Annotated in this window: 14 protein-coding genes; 11 read left to right on the plus strand and 3 right to left on the minus strand. The window is 71.4% G+C overall.

What is annotated here, in order from left to right; all coding sequences use genetic code 11:
- Positions 1–254: 254 nt before the first annotated feature.
- On the minus strand, positions 255–746 hold the full coding sequence (locus UK12_RS29410; RefSeq protein ID WP_045306237.1) for an inorganic diphosphatase: 492 nt from the start codon (positions 744–746) through the stop codon (positions 255–257).
- A 112-nt stretch (positions 747–858) separates the two neighbouring features.
- On the opposite strand from UK12_RS29410, the gene dacB reads away from it, so the two are divergent.
- The 6 genes from dacB to folE all read left to right on the plus strand — a co-directional run bounded on the left by dacB (position 859) and on the right by folE (position 8,905).
- Positions 859–2,325, plus strand: coding sequence for a D-alanyl-D-alanine carboxypeptidase/D-alanyl-D-alanine endopeptidase (dacB, locus tag UK12_RS29415; RefSeq protein ID WP_045306238.1), 1,467 nt, complete (start codon positions 859–861; stop codon positions 2,323–2,325).
- Positions 2,326–2,504: 179 nt separating this feature from the next.
- Positions 2,505–3,710: a zinc-dependent metalloprotease gene (locus UK12_RS29420; protein WP_045306239.1), complete on the plus strand. Its 1,206-nt coding sequence runs from the start codon at positions 2,505–2,507 to the stop codon at positions 3,708–3,710.
- A 377-nt stretch (positions 3,711–4,087) separates the two neighbouring features.
- A complete protein-coding gene (gene tilS, locus UK12_RS29425) occupies positions 4,088–5,272 on the plus strand; it encodes a tRNA lysidine(34) synthetase TilS (protein ID WP_045306240.1) in 1,185 nt (394 codons plus the stop codon).
- Positions 5,273–5,347: 75 nt separating this feature from the next.
- Positions 5,348–5,887 carry a hypoxanthine phosphoribosyltransferase gene (gene hpt / locus UK12_RS29430; protein WP_197085264.1) on the plus strand — a complete coding sequence of 180 codons (540 nt, stop codon included), beginning with the start codon at positions 5,348–5,350 and terminating at the stop codon, positions 5,885–5,887.
- A gap of 242 nt (positions 5,888–6,129) precedes the next feature.
- Positions 6,130–8,187: an ATP-dependent zinc metalloprotease FtsH gene (gene ftsH, locus UK12_RS29435; protein ID WP_045306242.1), complete on the plus strand. Its 2,058-nt coding sequence runs from the start codon at positions 6,130–6,132 to the stop codon at positions 8,185–8,187.
- A 112-nt stretch (positions 8,188–8,299) separates the two neighbouring features.
- On the plus strand, positions 8,300–8,905 hold the full coding sequence (gene folE / locus UK12_RS29440; protein ID WP_045306243.1) for a GTP cyclohydrolase I FolE: 606 nt from the start codon (positions 8,300–8,302) through the stop codon (positions 8,903–8,905).
- Between the two features lie 83 nt (positions 8,906–8,988).
- Here the strand turns inward: folE and UK12_RS29445 are convergent, their stop codons facing one another.
- The gene (locus UK12_RS29445) at positions 8,989–9,744 is read right to left on the minus strand and encodes a ferritin-like domain-containing protein (protein ID WP_045306244.1); all 756 of its coding nucleotides are present in this window, start codon (positions 9,742–9,744) and stop codon (positions 8,989–8,991) included.
- Positions 9,745–9,874: 130 nt separating this feature from the next.
- A complete protein-coding gene (locus UK12_RS29450; protein WP_045306245.1) occupies positions 9,875–11,056 on the minus strand; it encodes an alpha/beta hydrolase in 1,182 nt (393 codons plus the stop codon).
- A gap of 455 nt (positions 11,057–11,511) precedes the next feature.
- Here UK12_RS29450 and UK12_RS29455 point away from each other — a divergent pair, with 455 nt between their 5' ends.
- From UK12_RS29455 to folK, 5 genes are all read left to right on the plus strand, one after another.
- Entirely contained in the window at positions 11,512–13,362 is a 1,851-nt protein-coding gene (locus UK12_RS29455; RefSeq protein WP_082120041.1) for a phosphatidylglycerol lysyltransferase domain-containing protein, read from the plus strand.
- Positions 13,363–13,534: 172 nt separating this feature from the next.
- On the plus strand, positions 13,535–14,389 hold the full coding sequence (gene folP / locus UK12_RS29460) for a dihydropteroate synthase (RefSeq protein ID WP_045306246.1): 855 nt from the start codon (positions 13,535–13,537) through the stop codon (positions 14,387–14,389).
- A gap of 44 nt (positions 14,390–14,433) precedes the next feature.
- Entirely contained in the window at positions 14,434–14,913 is a 480-nt protein-coding gene (locus UK12_RS29465) for a nuclear transport factor 2 family protein (protein ID WP_231591435.1), read from the plus strand.
- Between the two features lie 220 nt (positions 14,914–15,133).
- Entirely contained in the window at positions 15,134–15,496 is a 363-nt protein-coding gene (folB, locus tag UK12_RS29470) for a dihydroneopterin aldolase (protein ID WP_231591436.1), read from the plus strand.
- A gap of 49 nt (positions 15,497–15,545) precedes the next feature.
- The gene (gene folK, locus UK12_RS29475; protein ID WP_045306248.1) at positions 15,546–16,145 is read left to right on the plus strand and encodes a 2-amino-4-hydroxy-6-hydroxymethyldihydropteridine diphosphokinase; all 600 of its coding nucleotides are present in this window, start codon (positions 15,546–15,548) and stop codon (positions 16,143–16,145) included.
- The last annotated feature ends 370 nt before the right edge of the window (positions 16,146–16,515 follow it).

A 16,515-nucleotide genomic window follows, 5' to 3' on the forward strand; every position in this document is an offset into this window, starting at 1 on the left:
GGGCTCTGGGCACGATTGTTATGGTTAGGCTTACCTAAGTCAACGTCATGCCGACACGGTGTCGGGAAAACGGCCCCCGGCCCAGTGTGCGCCTGCGGCCCCGCTGTGGGAAGGCGGCAGCGGGCCCGACGGAGTGGACCGGAGTCCGGCGGGCGGGCAGGGGATCCAGCGGGCGGGCAACAGAAAGGCCGGGGCGAGCATCGCTGCTCGCCCCGGCCGGGCGACCCCGGGAACGAGGTCCGAGGTGAGGGGGCTCAGTGGCCGCCCTGCTCCTCCAGGCGCTTGATCGAGGCCTTGATCTCGGCCTCGGCCTCGGCGCGGCCGACCCAGTTGGCACCCTCGACCGACTTGCCGGGCTCCAGGTCCTTGTAGACCTCGAAGAAGTGCTGGATCTCCAGGCGGTCGAACTCCGACACGTGGTGGATGTCGCGCAGGTGCTCCCAGCGCGGGTCGGTCGCCGGGACGCAGAGCAGCTTGTCGTCGCCGCCCGCCTCGTCGGTCATGTGGAACATGCCGATGGCACGGCACTTGATCAGGCAGCCGGGGAAGGTCGGCTCGTCCAGGATGACCAGGGCGTCCAGCGGGTCGCCGTCCTCGCCCAGGGTGCCCTCGACGTAGCCGTAGTCGGCCGGGTAACGGGTCGAGGTGAAGAGCATCCGGTCGAGGCGGAGACGGCCCGTCTCATGGTCGACCTCGTACTTGTTCCGCGAGCCCTTCGGGATCTCGATCAGGACGTCGAACTCCAACGGTTCCTCCAAGGTAGGGACTGACAGAATCCAAGTGTCTCCTACGGCAGGGTGTGCTCAGGAAAGGGGCGGGTCGGTGCAGCGAAGCGCAGGGGTGGGACGTGGGCGCAGAGTGGCGGTCGCCGGAGTGCTGGGCGTGGCCCTGGCCACCGGCGGGCTGACCTCCGGCACGGACCGGGCGTTCGCCCACCCCGCCCCGGGGGCGGGCCAGAGCCAGAGCGGCGCGGGGGCGAATCCCAGGGGCTCCACCGGCCACCAGTCCCCCTCGGCCGCACCGCCGCCCGCCGCACCGCGCGCGTTCGCCACCGGCGGCCCGGTGCTCGCCGGGCCCGTGGACGGCGCCGGCACCATGCCCACCACCGCGGGCCTCCAGCGCGACCTGGCCCAGGTCCTGCAGGACAATGCGCTCGGCGCGATGAACTTCGCCATCGCCGACGGCAACACCGGCCAACTCCTGTACGGCTCCGGCGAGAACACCCCGGCCACTCCGGCGTCCACCACCAAGCTGCTCACCGCGGTCGCCGCGCTCGCGCTGATCCCGGCCGACGCCCGGATCTCCACCAAGGTCGTCAAGGGCGGCACCCCGGGGGAGATCACCCTGATCGGTGGTGGCGACCCGACCGTCACCGGACTGCCGCTCGACCAGATCCGGGTCGGCGGGATGCCCCTGGACGCCGAGTCGGCACCGGCCTCGCTGGCCGAACTGGCCCAGCGGACCGCCATCGCGCTCAAGGCCGTCGGCACCACCGCCGTGAAGCTGGGCTACGACACCTCGCTCTACAGCGGCCCGCTCCTGCACAAGCAGCATGACGCGATGAACATCGCCGCCGTGACCCCCCTGATGGTGGACGAGGGCCGGATCGACCCCAAGTCCCCGGACGAGGCCCCCGCGCGTGTCTTCGACCCGGCCGAGCAGGCCGCCGACGCCTTCGCCGACCTGCTCAGGGCCCAGGGCATCACGGTGGACGGCAAGGCGACGCCGGGGCCCGCCGCCGTAGGCGCGCAGCAGGTCGCGGCGGTGGAGTCACCGACCGTGCCGCGCCTGGTCGAACGGATGCTCACCACCTCCGACAACACCCTCGCCGAGGCCATCGCCCGGCAGGCGGCCATCGCCGCCCACCAGCCCGCCAGTTTCGACGGCGCGGTGGCGGCGGTGACCGGGACCATCCAGAAGCTCGGCGTGCCGATGGCCGGCGTCGTCCTCAACGACGGCAGCGGGCTGCACACCGGCAACCTGATCTCGCCGCTGGTCCTCGCCAAGGTGCTCGGGCTCGCCGCCTCGCCCGAACACCCTGAGCTGCGCCCGGTGCTGACCGGCCTGCCGATCGCCGGGTTCACCGGCACCCTGCTCACCCGGTTCGGCGCGGCCTCGGGCGCGCAGAGCGCGGCCGGGATCGTCCGGGCCAAGACCGGCACGCTCGGCGGCAGCGGGGTCTACACCCTGGCCGGGACCACGGTGGACGCCGACGGCCGGGTGCTGGTCTTCGCCTTCATGAGCAGGACGCCCGGCGACGGGTTCGCCACCCGCTCGGCCACCGACCGGATCGTCGCCCGCCTCGCCTCCTGCGGCTGCCACTAGCCCGGGGCGGTCCCGGGCGTGCGGGAGGGGCGCGCGGACCCGCGCGAGCGGCCCGCGGCGCAGGCGCGCGGTTGCTCGCGCCCCCGGGGTGGTGCATGGTCGATCGGGGCCCCGGGGGACGATCGGCGGGCGCGGGCGGGTGTCTCCCCCAGGCCGCCGGGAGCACGTACGGTGATGGCATGACGAGCGCGAGCAGCGGTGCCGACATGGTCGATTGGGATCTCGCGGTCGCGACGGCGACCCGGCTGGCCCGGCCGGGTCCCGAGGTGACCAGGGAGCAGGCCCGCGTGGTGGTCTCCGAACTGCGCAGGCGGGCGCTGGAGGCGGAGGAGCACGTTCGCGAGTTCACCGGCATGCGGTCCAGCAGCCTGGCCACGGCCGTCGGCACGCCGGTCCTGGTGGTGGACCGTCCCGGCTGGGTGAAGGCCAACGTGGCAGGCTTCCGGACGATCGTCCAGCCGCTGGTGGACAAGCTGCAGGCGCGCCGCCGCGATTCGGCCGGCGCGGCCGTGTTCGGCTCGATCGGCGAGAAGGTGACCGGCGTCGAGATCGGCGCGGTGCTGGCCTTCCTCTCCGCCAAGGTCCTCGGCCAGTACGAGACCTTCGCCCCGGCCGAGCCCGAACCCCGTCCCGGGTCCGGCTCGCCGGTGACCCCGGACAGCCCGGCGGCGCTCTTCGCCGAGACCGGGGCCGGAGCCGATGCGGAGCCGCCCGCGCCGGGCGCCGGCCGACTGCTGCTGGTGGCCCCGAACATCGTGCAGGTCGAGCGCGAGCTGGACGTCGACCCGCACGACTTCCGGCTCTGGGTCTGCCTGCACGAGGAGACCCACCGCACCCAGTTCACCGCGGTGCCCTGGCTCCGCGACCACATCCAGTCCGAGGTGCAGTCCTTCCTGGCGCAGACCGACGTGGACCCGGCCGCGCTGCTGGAACGCCTCAAGGACGCCCTCGGCGGCGGCGGCGTGCCGACCCTCGGCGGCCGGGCTGACGGGTCGACCCCCGGGACGCTCCTCGACCTCGTCCAGTCGCCCCAGCAGCGGGAGATCCTCGGCCGGCTCACGGCGGTGATGTCACTGCTCGAAGGTCACGCGGACGTCGTCATGGACGGCGTCGGCCCGGCGGTGGTGCCGAGCGTCGCGGAGATCAGGGAGAAGTTCCAGCTGCGCCGCGACCGGGGCGCCGGGCGCCTCGACCTGGTGCTGCGGCGACTGCTCGGGATGGACGCGAAGCTGCGCCAGTACCAGGACGGCGCGGTCTTCGTCCGGGACGTGGTCGACCGCGTCGGCATGGCCGGCTTCAACCGCGTCTGGACCTCCCCGAACACGCTCCCGACCAAGGAGGAGATCCACAACCCCACCGCCTGGGTCGCCCGGGTCACCGGCTGAACTCCCCGGCCGCCCCCCCGCGCGCCGCGGCCCCAGGACGCCCGGCAGCCGCGCGAGCGGGCCGTCACGGGGCCGCGGGGCGCCCGCCGGTCTGCGTGTCGCTGGAGGCCCCTCCGGGGGCCTGCGCGGGGGCCCCTCCGGGGGCCTGCGCGGGGGCCCGTGCGGATGGCGCAGACGTACAGATGGGGGTGCATGAACGTTTCTGCATTCACCCGTACGTGGGACCGTGGTCGTACCGGTGGCGCGGGTGGTGTAGCCGATGCCCGGATTCTGCGACCATCTGTGAGCGCCTGGTGACCGAAAGCTGACAGGGTGTTACGCCCGGCCGGCCCCTCACCGTCCCGCTCCGTCCCCCAGCTGCCAAGGAGTGCCTCACCGTGGGCCCACACCCCGCTGTCGCGGCGATACGTCTCGCCGTCCGCCGCGCCCTCGCCGAGCTCGCCGCCGAGGCTGGCGTGAATCTCACCGCCCCGGCTCCTCGCACCCACCCCGCGCCCGCGCCGGTCCCGGTCACCAGCACCGTCCCCGCAGCCACCGCCGCCAGTGGCGCCCCGGCCGCCCTGCCCGGTGGCGGCCCCGCCGCGACCCGGCTGATCGGCAACGCCCGCCGCCACCCGTCCGGACTGCCCCGCACCCCCGCCGCACCGGGTTCCCCACTGGTGCTGGTGGCGGTCAGCGGCGGTGCCGACTCGATGGCGCTGGCCATCGCGACCGCTTTCGAGGCGCCCAAGCTGGGCCTGCGGGTCGGCGCGGTGACGGTCGACCACGGACTGCAGCAGGGATCCGCCGAACGCGCCCAGCAGGTCGCCGACCGCCTGCGCGAGCTGGGTCTCGACCCGGTCGAGGTGATCCCGGTCCACGTCGGTCATCAGGGCGGCCCGGAGAACGCCGCCAGGGACGCGCGGTACGCCGCGCTGGACGCCGCCGCCGAGCGCCACCGGTCCATCGCCGTGCTGCTCGGGCACACCCAGGACGACCAGGCCGAGACCGTCCTGCTGGGCCTGGCCCGCGGCTCCGGCGCCCGGTCGCTCGCCGGTATGCCCGCGCACAAGGGCCGCTACCGCCGGCCGCTGCTGGAGCTGGACCGGGCCGCCACCCGCCAGGCGTGCGCCGCGCAGTCCATCCCGGTCTGGGACGACCCGCACAACTCCGACCCGGCCTACACCCGCTCCCGGGTCCGCCACGAGGTGCTCCCGGTCCTGGAGAAGCACCTGGGCGCCGGGGTGGTCGAGGCACTGGCCCGTACCGCCCGGCTGTTCCGCGACGACGCCGATGCCCTCGATCAGTGGGCGGCCCTGGCCGAGCGCGACCTCCGTACGGGCGACGGGACGCTGGACGTCGGCAAGCTGTCCGAACTTCCCCCCGCCGTCCGCCGCCGGGTGCTGCGCCGGGCGGCGCTGCGGGCGGGCTCCCCGGGCGGTGACCTGTTCGCACGACACCTGGAGACGGTCGATCAACTGGTCACCGGCTGGCGTGGTCAGGGGCCGCTACACCTACCCGGGGGCGTCGAGGTCACCCGAAGGTGTGGCACGCTGGTCTTTCGGCGACAGAGCGACAGCTGAGCAGTAGGTCGCGGGGCCGTCGCCGACACAGGACCCCGAACGTTTGAGGACGTATCCCCGGTGGATCAGAACGACATGGGCGCCGACCTGGCGAAGGTGCTCATCAGCAAGGACGAGATCGACGCCAAGCTGCTTGAGCTGGCCGAGCGGATCGACCGGGACTACGCCGGACGGGATCTGCTGATCGTCGGTGTGCTCAAGGGCGCCGTGATGGTCATGGCCGACCTCGCCCGGGCCCTGCACTCGCAGGTCACGATGGACTGGATGGCGGTCTCCTCGTACGGGATGGGCACCAAGTCCTCCGGCGTGGTGCGGATCCTCAAGGACCTGGACACCGACATCGCCGGCCGCGACGTGCTGATCGTCGAGGACATCATCGACTCCGGCCTGACCCTGTCCTGGCTGCTGGGCAACCTGGGTTCGCGCGGCCCGGCCTCGCTGGAGGTCTGCACCCTGCTGCGCAAGCCGGACGCGGCCAAGGTCGAGATCGACGTCAAGTACGTCGGTTTCGACATCCCCAACGAGTTTGTGGTCGGCTACGGCCTGGACTTCCAGGAGAAGCTCCGCAACCTGCCGTTCATCGGCACCCTGGCCCCGCACGTCTACGGTGGCTGACCAGCCGCTGTCCAACGGTTGACACCGTTCGGGCGACGGGCGGGAACAGGTCGCTGTTCCCGCCCGTTGAGCGGGGGTAGGAAAATACGTCGTGCCGTTGTGCTCTCGTCGTGAGCGGGGGTGGCTGCGGTACGGTCCAATTAACCGCTCTTCTCATGAGCACATACCGGATGCGCCGACGGCCCCCAGCCGTGCAGCGCCGTTGAGTGGCAGGAGGGACGGGGCGGCAACGCCCCGCATGGATGGACGTCAAGCGATACTTCCGTGCGCCGATCATGTGGATCGTGCTGGCCGTCCTTGCCGTTGTCGTGCTGATGCAGGTCGTTTCGGACTCGAACGGCTACAAGACGGTGGACACCGGACAGGTCGTCGCAGCGATCGACGCCAAGCAGGTCAAGTCGGCGCAGATCACTACGGGTGATTCGAACACCATCAAGATCCAGCTGAAGGACGGTGCGAAGCTGCCTTCGGCCGGTACCGGCGGCAAGGTGCCTTCCGGCACCAAGTTCCAAGCCTCGTACGTCGGGGACCAGGGTGTGGCCGTGGCCAACACCCTCCAGACGCAGATCAACTCGGGCGACAAGAGCGCGCTGCCCGAGGGCTACACCATCACCCCCGAGAAGCAGTCCACCTTCGTCAGCCTGCTGCTGTCGATGCTGCCGATCGTCATCATCGTCCTGGTCTTCCTGTTCCTGATGAACCAGATGCAGGGCGGCGGCTCCCGGGTCATGCAGTTCGGCAAGTCCAAGGCCAAGCTGCTCACCAAGGACACCCCGAAGACCACCTTCTCGGATGTCGCGGGTGCGGACGAGGCGGTCGAGGAGCTCCACGAGATCAAGGAGTTCCTGCAGGAGCCGGCCAAGTTCCAGGCCGTCGGCGCCAAGATCCCCAAGGGCGTGCTGCTCTACGGCCCGCCCGGTACCGGTAAGACCCTGCTCGCGCGTGCCGTCGCGGGCGAGGCCGGGGTGCCGTTCTACTCGATCTCCGGCTCCGACTTCGTCGAGATGTTCGTCGGTGTGGGTGCCTCCCGGGTCCGCGACCTGTTCGAGCAGGCCAAGGCGAACGCCCCGGCGATCATCTTCGTCGACGAGATCGACGCCGTCGGCCGGCACCGTGGTGCGGGCCTCGGCGGCGGCCACGACGAGCGCGAGCAGACCCTCAACCAGCTGCTGGTCGAGATGGACGGCTTCGACGTCAAGGGCGGCGTGATCCTGATCGCCGCCACCAACCGCCCGGACATCCTGGACCCGGCGCTGCTGCGCCCCGGCCGCTTCGACCGGCAGATCGCCGTCGACCGTCCGGACCTGCAGGGCCGCCTGGAGATCCTCAAGGTCCACCAGAAGGGCAAGCCGATCGCGCCCGACGTCGACCTCTCGGCCGTCGCCAAGCGCACCCCCGGCTTCACCGGTGCCGATCTGTCCAACGTCCTCAACGAGGCCGCGCTGCTGACGGCCCGCTCGGACAAGAAGCTGATCGACAACGGTCTCCTGGACGAGGCGATCGACCGCGTCGTGGCGGGTCCGCAGAAGCGCACGCGGATCATGTCCGAGAAGGAGAAGAAGATCACCGCGTACCACGAGGGCGGTCACGCCCTGGTCGCGGCCGCTTCTCCGAACGCCGACCCGGTGCACAAGATCACCATCCTGTCGCGCGGCCGGGCCCTGGGTTACACCATGGTCCTGCCGGACGAGGACAAGTACTCGACCACGCGCAACGAGATGCTCGACCAGCTGGCGTACATGCTGGGCGGGCGAGCGGCGGAGGAACTGGTCTTCCACGACCCGACCACCGGCGCCTCGAACGACATCGAGAAGGCCACCGCGACGGCTCGCGCGATGGTCACCCAGTACGGCATGAGCGAGCGCCTCGGCGCGATCAAGTTCGGTTCGGACTCCTCCGAGCCGTTCCTCGGTCGCGACATGTCCCACCAGCGCGACTACTCGGAAGAGGTCGCCGGGCTGGTGGACGAGGAGGTCAAGAAGCTCATCGAGAACGCGCACAACGAGGCCTGGGAGATCCTGGTCGAGAACCGCGACGTGCTCGACAACCTGGTCCTGGAGCTGCTGGAGAAGGAGACGCTGAACAAGGAGCAGATCGCCGAGATCTTCTCCACGATCGTGAAGCGCCCCGCCCGCCCGGCCTGGACCGGCTCCTCCCGCCGTACGCCGTCCACCCGCCCGCCGGTGCAGTCGCCGAAGGAGCTGGCGCTGACCAACGGCATCGCCGCCGCCGCGGAGACCACCCAGGTGGACATCGTGAAGCTGCCCCCGGTCACCGGCGACAGCTCGACGGAGAACTGAACAACCCGTACGGAATGGATGCCGCGCCACCAGGGTTTGTACCCTGGAGGCGCGGCATCCGTGCTGCTCGGACCGTCCCCTCAACGACCAGACGACCACAAGCGAGGCACGCATGATCGACCCGGTGACTCTCGACCAGCCCACGGCAGTCGGGGCGTTCGACCAGGAGCGGGCCGAGAAGGCGGTACGGGAGCTGCTGATCGCGGTCGGTGAGGACCCGGACCGGGAGGGCCTGCAGGAGACGCCGGCCCGGGTGGCCCGCGCCTACAAGGAGATATTCGCGGGGCTCTGGCAGCAGCCCGAGGACGTCCTCACCACCACCTTCGACCTCGGCCACGACGAGATGGTGCTGGTCAAGGACATCGAGGTGTTCTCCACCTGCGAGCACCACCTGGTCCCGTTCCAGGGCGTCGCGCACGTCGGGTACATCCCGTCCGCCAGCGGCAAGATCACCGGGCTCTCCAAGCTCGCCCGGCTGGTCGACGTCTACGCCCGCCGCCCGCAGGTGCAGGAGCGGCTCACCAGCCAGGTCGCCGACTCGCTGATGCGCATCCTGGAGCCGCGCGGCGCGATCGTCGTCGTCGAGTGCGAGCACATGTGCATGTCGATGCGCGGCATCCGCAAGCCCGGCGCCAAGACGCTGACCTCGGCCGTGCGCGGGCAGCTGCGCGACCCCGCGACGCGCGCCGAGGCGATGAGCCTGATCATCGGCAGGTAGGCCCGGGGCACGGGCGACCGCCGGGGCGCGGCCGCAGGCGGCGGTCCGCCCGAAGGTGCCTGCGGCCGGGCGTGCGGCGCCCCCTAGCGTCCGAGGGCGTTGCGCTTGGCGGGCATCCGGAGCCGGATCATCCGGCGGCGGCCGACGGTCAGGTCGTAGGCGTACAGTGCCTGCACCCCGGCGGTGAGGAGCGCCCGCTGCCAGAGCGGCCAGCGCAGGATCCGTCCCATCGCGCGCAGCACCGCGAGACCGACGTCGCGATGGGTGCGGATCTCGCCCCGCGCGGTGTGCTCCAGGGCGTGCCGGATGTACGGGCCGTGCCCCATGGCGGTGAGCCGGAGCAGTTCCTCGTGGCAGTACGCGAGGTGGTTGTCCTCGTCGGCCGAGATCATCCGCATGGCCTTGGCCAGCTCGGGATTGCCGCCGTACGCCCGCACCAGCTGGCGCATCTGCTCCGAGGCCCGCTGCTCGGTGACCCGGCTGTGCGCCAGGTAGGTGATGATCTCGCGGTCGGTCAGCGGGACGTCGGAGGTCAGGCGCTCGTGCGAGAGGCCGATGCCCTGGCGCTCCAGCAGCATGCAGTAGTCGGCTTTCGGCGGGACGTCCACCTTCTCCAGACCGCGCCGGTGCAGCAGCTGGGTGAAGATCCGGCCGTGCTTGCGCTCGTCGGCGCCGTGCCGGCCGATCTTCGGGGCCAGGACCGGGTCGCCGGTCAGCGCCTGGATCCGTTCGTTCTCCCAGCCGCCCTGGTCCTCGCCATCGGCCGCGATGCTGCAGAAGAGGCGGTATGCCTCGTCGTTGCGGTAGATCTCGTCGAAGAGCGTTCGGGAGCTGAGCATCTGACCTCCTGGCGTCTGCGGGGTAAGCGGTCGGCCGGGAGACGTTCCCCGGCGGCGGCCGGTCGGCCATCGGCGGGCGGCGGAATCACCCGGCCGGGGGAGGAGCGGCGGCCGGAGGACGGTCGGGGCGCTACTGGCGGGGCTCGCGGTCCTGAGGGGGCTTAAGGTGGTCGCTCATCCACTCCAGCGAGGCCGGCAGCTCGCTCCGCCAGGTCTCGAAGCTGTGGCCGCCGTCGGCCAGGACGAGCGAGTCGACCTTGAACTCGGGGTGGGCGTCGGTGACGCGCTTGGCGTTGGCCAGGAACGCCTGGGTCTCCGCGTAGTCCTCCTCGGTCCTGGTGCTCACCACCAGCAGCGAGACCTTGGGCGCGGGCAGGTTCTGCAGGCGCCAGTTGAGGTCGCTGTGCTGGGTGTCGGTCTGGTTGCCGCCGAACAGGTCGCCGTCGGTCCAGCGGTCGTTGGGCACCTGGTAGTCGGCGTGCATGCCCGTCGCGCTGGCGTACGCGTCGGGGTTGCGCATCGCCAGGCGCAGTGCGCAGCTGCCGCCGGTGGAGTAGCCGAGCACCCCCCAGGAGGCGGCCGAGTGGCTGAGCCGGTAGCTGGAGCGCAGGGCGCCCGGCAGGTCCTTGGCGAACCAGGTCTCGGTCTGCGGCCCGTTGGCCACGTTCACGCACTCGGTGTTGCGCGGCGGCGTGACGGTCGGGCGGGCCATCACGATCACGGTGGGCGCCATCCGGCCGGTCCGCTCCAGCTCCCAGGCGGTCTGCGGCACCCGCAGGCCCTCGACCAGGTGCAGCGAGGGCCCCGGGTAGCCGGCCAGGGTGAGCAGCACCGGGAAGCGCACCCGGGCGTAGCGCGGGATGAAGTACTCCGGCGGAAGGTAGACGAACACCTGGTCGGAGAGGCCGGACTCGGTGCCGGTGACCTTGATGGAGTCCACCCGGCCGACCTCCTCCGGCTTGCCCTGCGGCAGGTCCTTGATGGTCTCCAGGCCACCCTCGGAGGTCGGCTGGACCAGGGGGCCGACATTCGGGGCGGCGCCCCTGGGATGGTCGGAGCTCGCCAGGGTCAGCGGTGCGCTGCCGGGGTGGAGCAGGTCGTTCCAGGACGTGTAGAACCCGTACGAGTTGTTGACCGACAGTGCGAGGACGGCCAGGACGGAGACTTGGATGACCGTCAAGAGGCCGATCCGGCCGAGCAGTGGCAGCGGGCGCTGACGGGCCAGTCGGGGCCACAGCCAGAGGGTGCCGACCAGGGAGGCGACGGCCAGCGCGATGAGCGAGTACACCAGCGCGCCGCTGGTCAGTTCCATGCGGTTCGCCCTCCCTTGGGCAGCAGTGGGGCCAGGGTTCATCGTGAGACGGTGGGCTCGGGGCAGCCAGTGGGGCTGCGCCGCCCGGGGGTCCGTCACAGCTGCGTACCGGCCGGGTCGTGCCCGCTGCGGAGGGTGCAACCGAAGCTCTAGAATGCGGCGTCCAGCGTGTGTAACGCGTGTGCGGGCGTCCCGTGGCGCCGGCGTGTCCGCGTTGGTCCATTCACCGTCACCGCAGCCGTTCAGCCGTTCAGCCGTCCCGCTGGGCGCGCCGTCCGAGCGGCGTCCCCTGTCCCCGAGGCGCCCGTGTCGCAGGGGCGTCCCCGAAAAATTACTGTTCGGGGGTGCTTTCTTGACGAGCGGATTGCCAGACCAAGGAATAGTCATGAAGGTCCATCACAGCTCCTCCCTGGGAGTGACAGGACAGTCCGATTCAGCCTCTACGCTGAGCTTCCATGAGCGTTCCCGTGTCCGTTGAGCCGTCACCCGAGCAGCCCCGTCGCCGGGGTCTGCAGACGCTGCGCAACCAAGCTGCCTCCGTCCCCCGAGCCTGGTTGCCGGGAGCCGTCGGATACGCCTGTCTGCTGATCGGTCTGCTGGACATCGCCAGCGCCGTCTTCCCGAGGATCCGACACACCCGGGTGCACAGCTGGGCCGGGCAGATCCCGGGCAGCACCACCACGGTGGCCGCGGTCGGCACCCTGATGGTCGGCACCCTGCTGGTGCTGCTCGCGCACGCGCTGCGCCGTCGCAAGCGGCGCGCCTGGCGGGCGGTCATGGTGCTGCTGCCGGTCGGTGCCGCGCTGCACCTGCTGCGCTGGCACCAGGCCGGCCCGGCGGTGGTCTCGCTGGCGCTGTTCGTGGTGATCCTGGTGCACCGGCGCGAGTTCTACGCCAAGGCCGACCCGCGCACCCGCTGGCGGGCCGTGGTCAATCTGGTGGTCATGGGCGCCTTCAGCGTGCTGCTCGGCATGCTGATCGTGAGCGTCCACCCGAGCTCCGAGATCGGGCACCCGACCTTCGTGGCGCGGTTGAAGGAGACCCTGTACGGCCTGTTCGGCTTCGACGGTCCGGTCAGGTACCACACCGACCGGGTCACCGACCTGGTGGCGTACTCGCTTGGCGCGCTGGGCCTGATGACCGCCTTCATCTCGGCGTACCTGGCGCTGCGGCCGGAGAAGCCGGAGCCGGAGCTGAACGCGGAGGACGAGGAGAAGGTCCGGGCGCTGCTGGAGCGGCACGGGGCGCGCGACTCGCTCGGGTACTTCGCGCTGCGCCGGGACAAGAGCGTGCTGTTCTCGCCGACCGGCAAGGCGGCGATCTCGTACCGGGTGATCTCCGGTGTGATGCTCGCCTCCGGTGACCCGGTGGGTGACGTCGAGGCGTGGCCGGGCGCGATCAAGGTCTTCATGGCGGAGGCCCGTGAGCACGCCTGGGTGCCGGCCGTGGTCGGCTGCAGCGAGGTCGGCGGCGAGGTCTGGACCCGTGAGGCGGGGCTGGACGCGCTGGAGCTGGGCGACGAGGCGATCGTGGACACCTCCGCCTTCTCGCTGTCGGGGCGCGCGATGCGCAACGTCCGCCAGATGGTGAAGCGGATCGAGCGCAACGGCTACTCCTGCAAGGTGCGCCGGGTCTGTGATCTGACGCTGGAGGAGAAGCGGCAGATCGCGGACGCCGCCGCCCGTTGGCGCGGTACCGACACCGAGCGCGGGTTCTCGATGGCGCTGGGCCGCTTCGGCGACCCGGGCGACGACAACTGCGTGGTCGTGACGGCGCACAAGGCCGCGGAGGAGGGCGAGGGCGCGGGCGCGGCCGGCGACGACCTGAAGGCCGTGCTGCACTTCGTGCCGTGGGGCAAGGACGGCATCTCGCTGGAGCTGATGCGGCGTGACCGGGCGGCCGACCCGGGCCTGAACGAGCTGCTGATCGTGGCGGCGCTGCAGGAGGTCCCGAACCTGGGCGTGAAGCGGGTGTCGCTGAACTTCGCGATGTTCCGCTCGGCGCTGGCCCGCGGTGAGCGGATCGGCGCGGGGCCGGTGCTGCGGGCCTGGCGCGGGCTGCTGGTCTTCCTCTCGCGCTGGTTCCAGATCGAGTCGCTGTACAAGTTCAACGCCAAGTTCCAGCCGGAGTGGGAGCCGCGCTTCCTGGTCTACCCGCAGACCCGGGACCTGCCGCGGATCGGCTTCGCCGTGATGCAGGCGGAGGCGTTCATCACGCTGGGCATGCCGAGGTTCGGCCGTAAGCGGCAGCGGCAGGGGCTGATGCCGGAGCAGGCGAAGGTCGGCGCGGTGACCGAGGCGGCGTGACCGAGGCGGCGTGAGCGCGGAGCGTGCGGCGGCTGGTGTGTGACGGCTGAAGCGCGATGGCGGTCGACGGACGACGGATGGCTGCTGACAGCTGTCCGATGACGACTGACAGATTTTGAAATCTGTCAGTCGTCATCGCTTTTCCAGCCTCGCGCGGCTCGATAATGGCCGTATGATCCACCTTCCCGGCCTCCCCCGGCTCGACCGCTGCGCGGTCATGGGCATCGTCAACGTCACCCCCGACTCGTTCTCCGACGGCGGCCTGTGGCTCGATCCTGCCGCCGCCGTCGCCCACGGTCTGCGGCTCACCACAAGCGGCGCCGACCTGGTGGACGTCGGTGGCGAGTCCACCCGTCCCGGGTCCCGGCGGGTCACCGAGGCCGAGGAGCTCCGCCGGGTGATCCCGGTGGTCCGCGAGCTGTCGGCGGCCGGGGTGGCGGTCAGTATCGACACCATGCGGGCGAGCGTCGCCGAGCAGGCGGTGGCGGCCGGCGCCCGGCTGGTCAACGACGTCTCCGGCGGCCTGGCCGACCCGGCGATGGCCGAGGTGGTCGCGGACACCGGCGCGCCGTTCGTGGTGATGCACTGGCGCGGCCAGTCCGCCGACATGGACAGCCTCGCCGTCTACCGGGACGTGGTGGCTGACGTCGCCGCCGAGCTCGCGCAGCGGATGGAGGCGCTGCTGGCCGCCGGGGTGAAGGAGGAGCAGCTGATCCTCGACCCGGGCCTGGGCTTCGCCAAGACCAGCGAGCACAACTGGGCCCTGCTGGGGCGGCTGGACGCGCTCACCGCGCTCGGTCGCCCGGTACTGGTGGCCGCTTCGCGCAAGCGGTTCCTGGGTACGCTGCTCGCCAACCCGGAAACCGGGGAGCCGCGTCCGGCCCGGCAGCGCGACGATGCCACGGCGGCGATCTCGGCGCTCTCGGCCCAGGCCGGGGCGTGGGCGGTCCGGGTGCACGACGTGGCCGGCACGGCCGACGCCGTACGCGTGGTCGCGGCCTGGCAGCAGGCGGCACGGAGGGGGTAGCGGCTTGGCTCGGCTCTGGAGGAAGTATGGCGGGTGACGGCAGGGTGAGCGACACGGACCGCGAGGCGGCGCTGGAGCTGGACCGGGAGGCCGTGCTGGCGGCGAACCGGGCGCTCTACGAAGCGCTGGAGAACGGCGACCTGGAGGCCGTCGAGTCCATCTGGCTGGGCGCGGGCGAGGCCGACGACAAGGGCGGGGTGATCTGCGTCCACCCCGGCTGGCCGGTGCTGCGCGGACGGGCCCAGGTGACCCGCTCCTACATGTTGATCATGATGAACACGGAGTACATCCAGTTCTTCCTGACCGACGTGGAGGTCGAACTGCAGGGCGATGTGGCCCTTGTCACGTGTACCGAGAACATCCTCTCCGGCGGCGAGGCCGAGGAGGAGGGCGAACTCGGTCCGCTGGTCGGCGGAAAGGTCGTCTCGACCAATCTGTTCCGTCGCACGGCGGACGGCTGGAAACTCTGGTCGCACCACGGTTCACCCGTCCTGACCAGCGGAGACGACGAGGACGAGGACTGATCGCGAACCGTTTCCGCAGGGTGTGACCGGGCCCGGTGCACCTGTTTCGTGGACGGACACCCAACGTTCACGTCAATCGCCGATCCGGCGTGCGTGACGGGTGGGTATGCCGGGTAGGACGGTCGGGGTCCGTGGGTGCTCGCAGGTAGATTCGAAGCGGCGAGCGAACGGGCCCGCCACCCTGCCCCTGGGCGGGGCCCGTCCAGGTGGGAGAACTGAGTTGCTGGACCGCGTCACCCTGCGGGGCCTGCGTGCCCGGGGCCATCACGGTGTCTTCGAGCGCGAGCGCATCGAGGGCCAGACCTTCGTGGTCGACCTCGTGCTGTTCCTGGACACCCGCCCGGCCGCCTCCGGCGACGATCTCTCCCGCACGGCGCACTACGGCATCGTCGCCGAGGAGGTCACCGCGATCATCGCCGGTGATCCGGTCGACCTGATCGAGACCCTCGCGCAGCGGATCGCCGACCAGTGCCTCAAGCACGAGGCGGTGGAGGAGGTCGAGGTGACCGTGCACAAGCCGGACGCCCCGATCACCGTCCCCTTCGACGATGTCACCATCACGATCCACCGGGGCCGCGCATGACGCGCACCGCCCTGTCCTGTCCCACAGCCCGAGCCGTAGAGGGATACCGATGAGCACCAGCGACCCGACCGCCTCGCCGACCACGTTCGACCTGGAGCGCCGAGTCGACTGCGCCGACTCAACCCTGCACAACCCACGGCACGCCGTGATCGCGCTCGGCAGCAACCTCGGCAACCGCCTGGAGACCCTCCAGGGCGCCGTGGACGCGCTGGAGGACACCCCCGGCGTCCGGATCACCTCCGTCTCCGCGGTCTTCGAGACCGAGGCCGTGGGCGGCCCCGGCGAGCAGCCGAACTACTACAACGCCGTGGTCGTGCTGCGCACCACCCTGCCGCCGAGCTCGCTGCTGGAGCGCGCCAACGCCGTCGAGGACGCCTTCGGGCGGGTCCGCACCGTCCGCTGGGGCGCGCGCACCCTGGACGTCGACATCCTCGCCTACGAGGGCGTCACCAGCGACGACCCGCAGCTGCTGCTGCCGCACCCCCGGGCCCACGAGCGGGCCTTCGTGCTCGCGCCCTGGCTGGACGCCGAGCCGGACGGCGAGCTGCCCGGCCACGGCCGGGTCGCCGATCTGCTCAAGGGACTGGGCGAGGAGGCCGGTGACGCGGTCCGGCGGCGCGAGGACATCCAGCTGCGGCTGCCCGAGTAGGCTCCGCGCACTCCGTGCGCGCGGCAGGCCGTGCAGCGCCTCGTGCCGGGGCGCCGCGCGGCTCCCTTCCGGCGGGGATCGGGGCGTGCGCGGCCGCCGCGCACGCCGGATCGGGAACTTCGCGGTGGTGGTCGGCCGTACGAGTAAGTGATCGGAAGGGCTCAGCCCGGGTACGGTGGCCTGTGGCGCCGCCGTAGCGCGACTGCCCGTCAGATCCGTCCTCAGCCGTCGGCCGGGGCGCCCCAAGCCGTCGCGTCCGTCGGGAAGGAACTCCGTCCGAGTGAAGCCGCTCCGCCTCCGCCTGCTCCTGGGTATCGCCATCGTGGCGGCGGTGCTCTCCTGGGCAGGTGCCAAACTCTGGGACTCCTTC

The sequence above is a fragment of the Saccharothrix sp. ST-888 genome (assembly GCF_000955975.1).
Lineage (GTDB): Bacteria > Actinomycetota > Actinomycetes > Streptomycetales > Streptomycetaceae > Kitasatospora.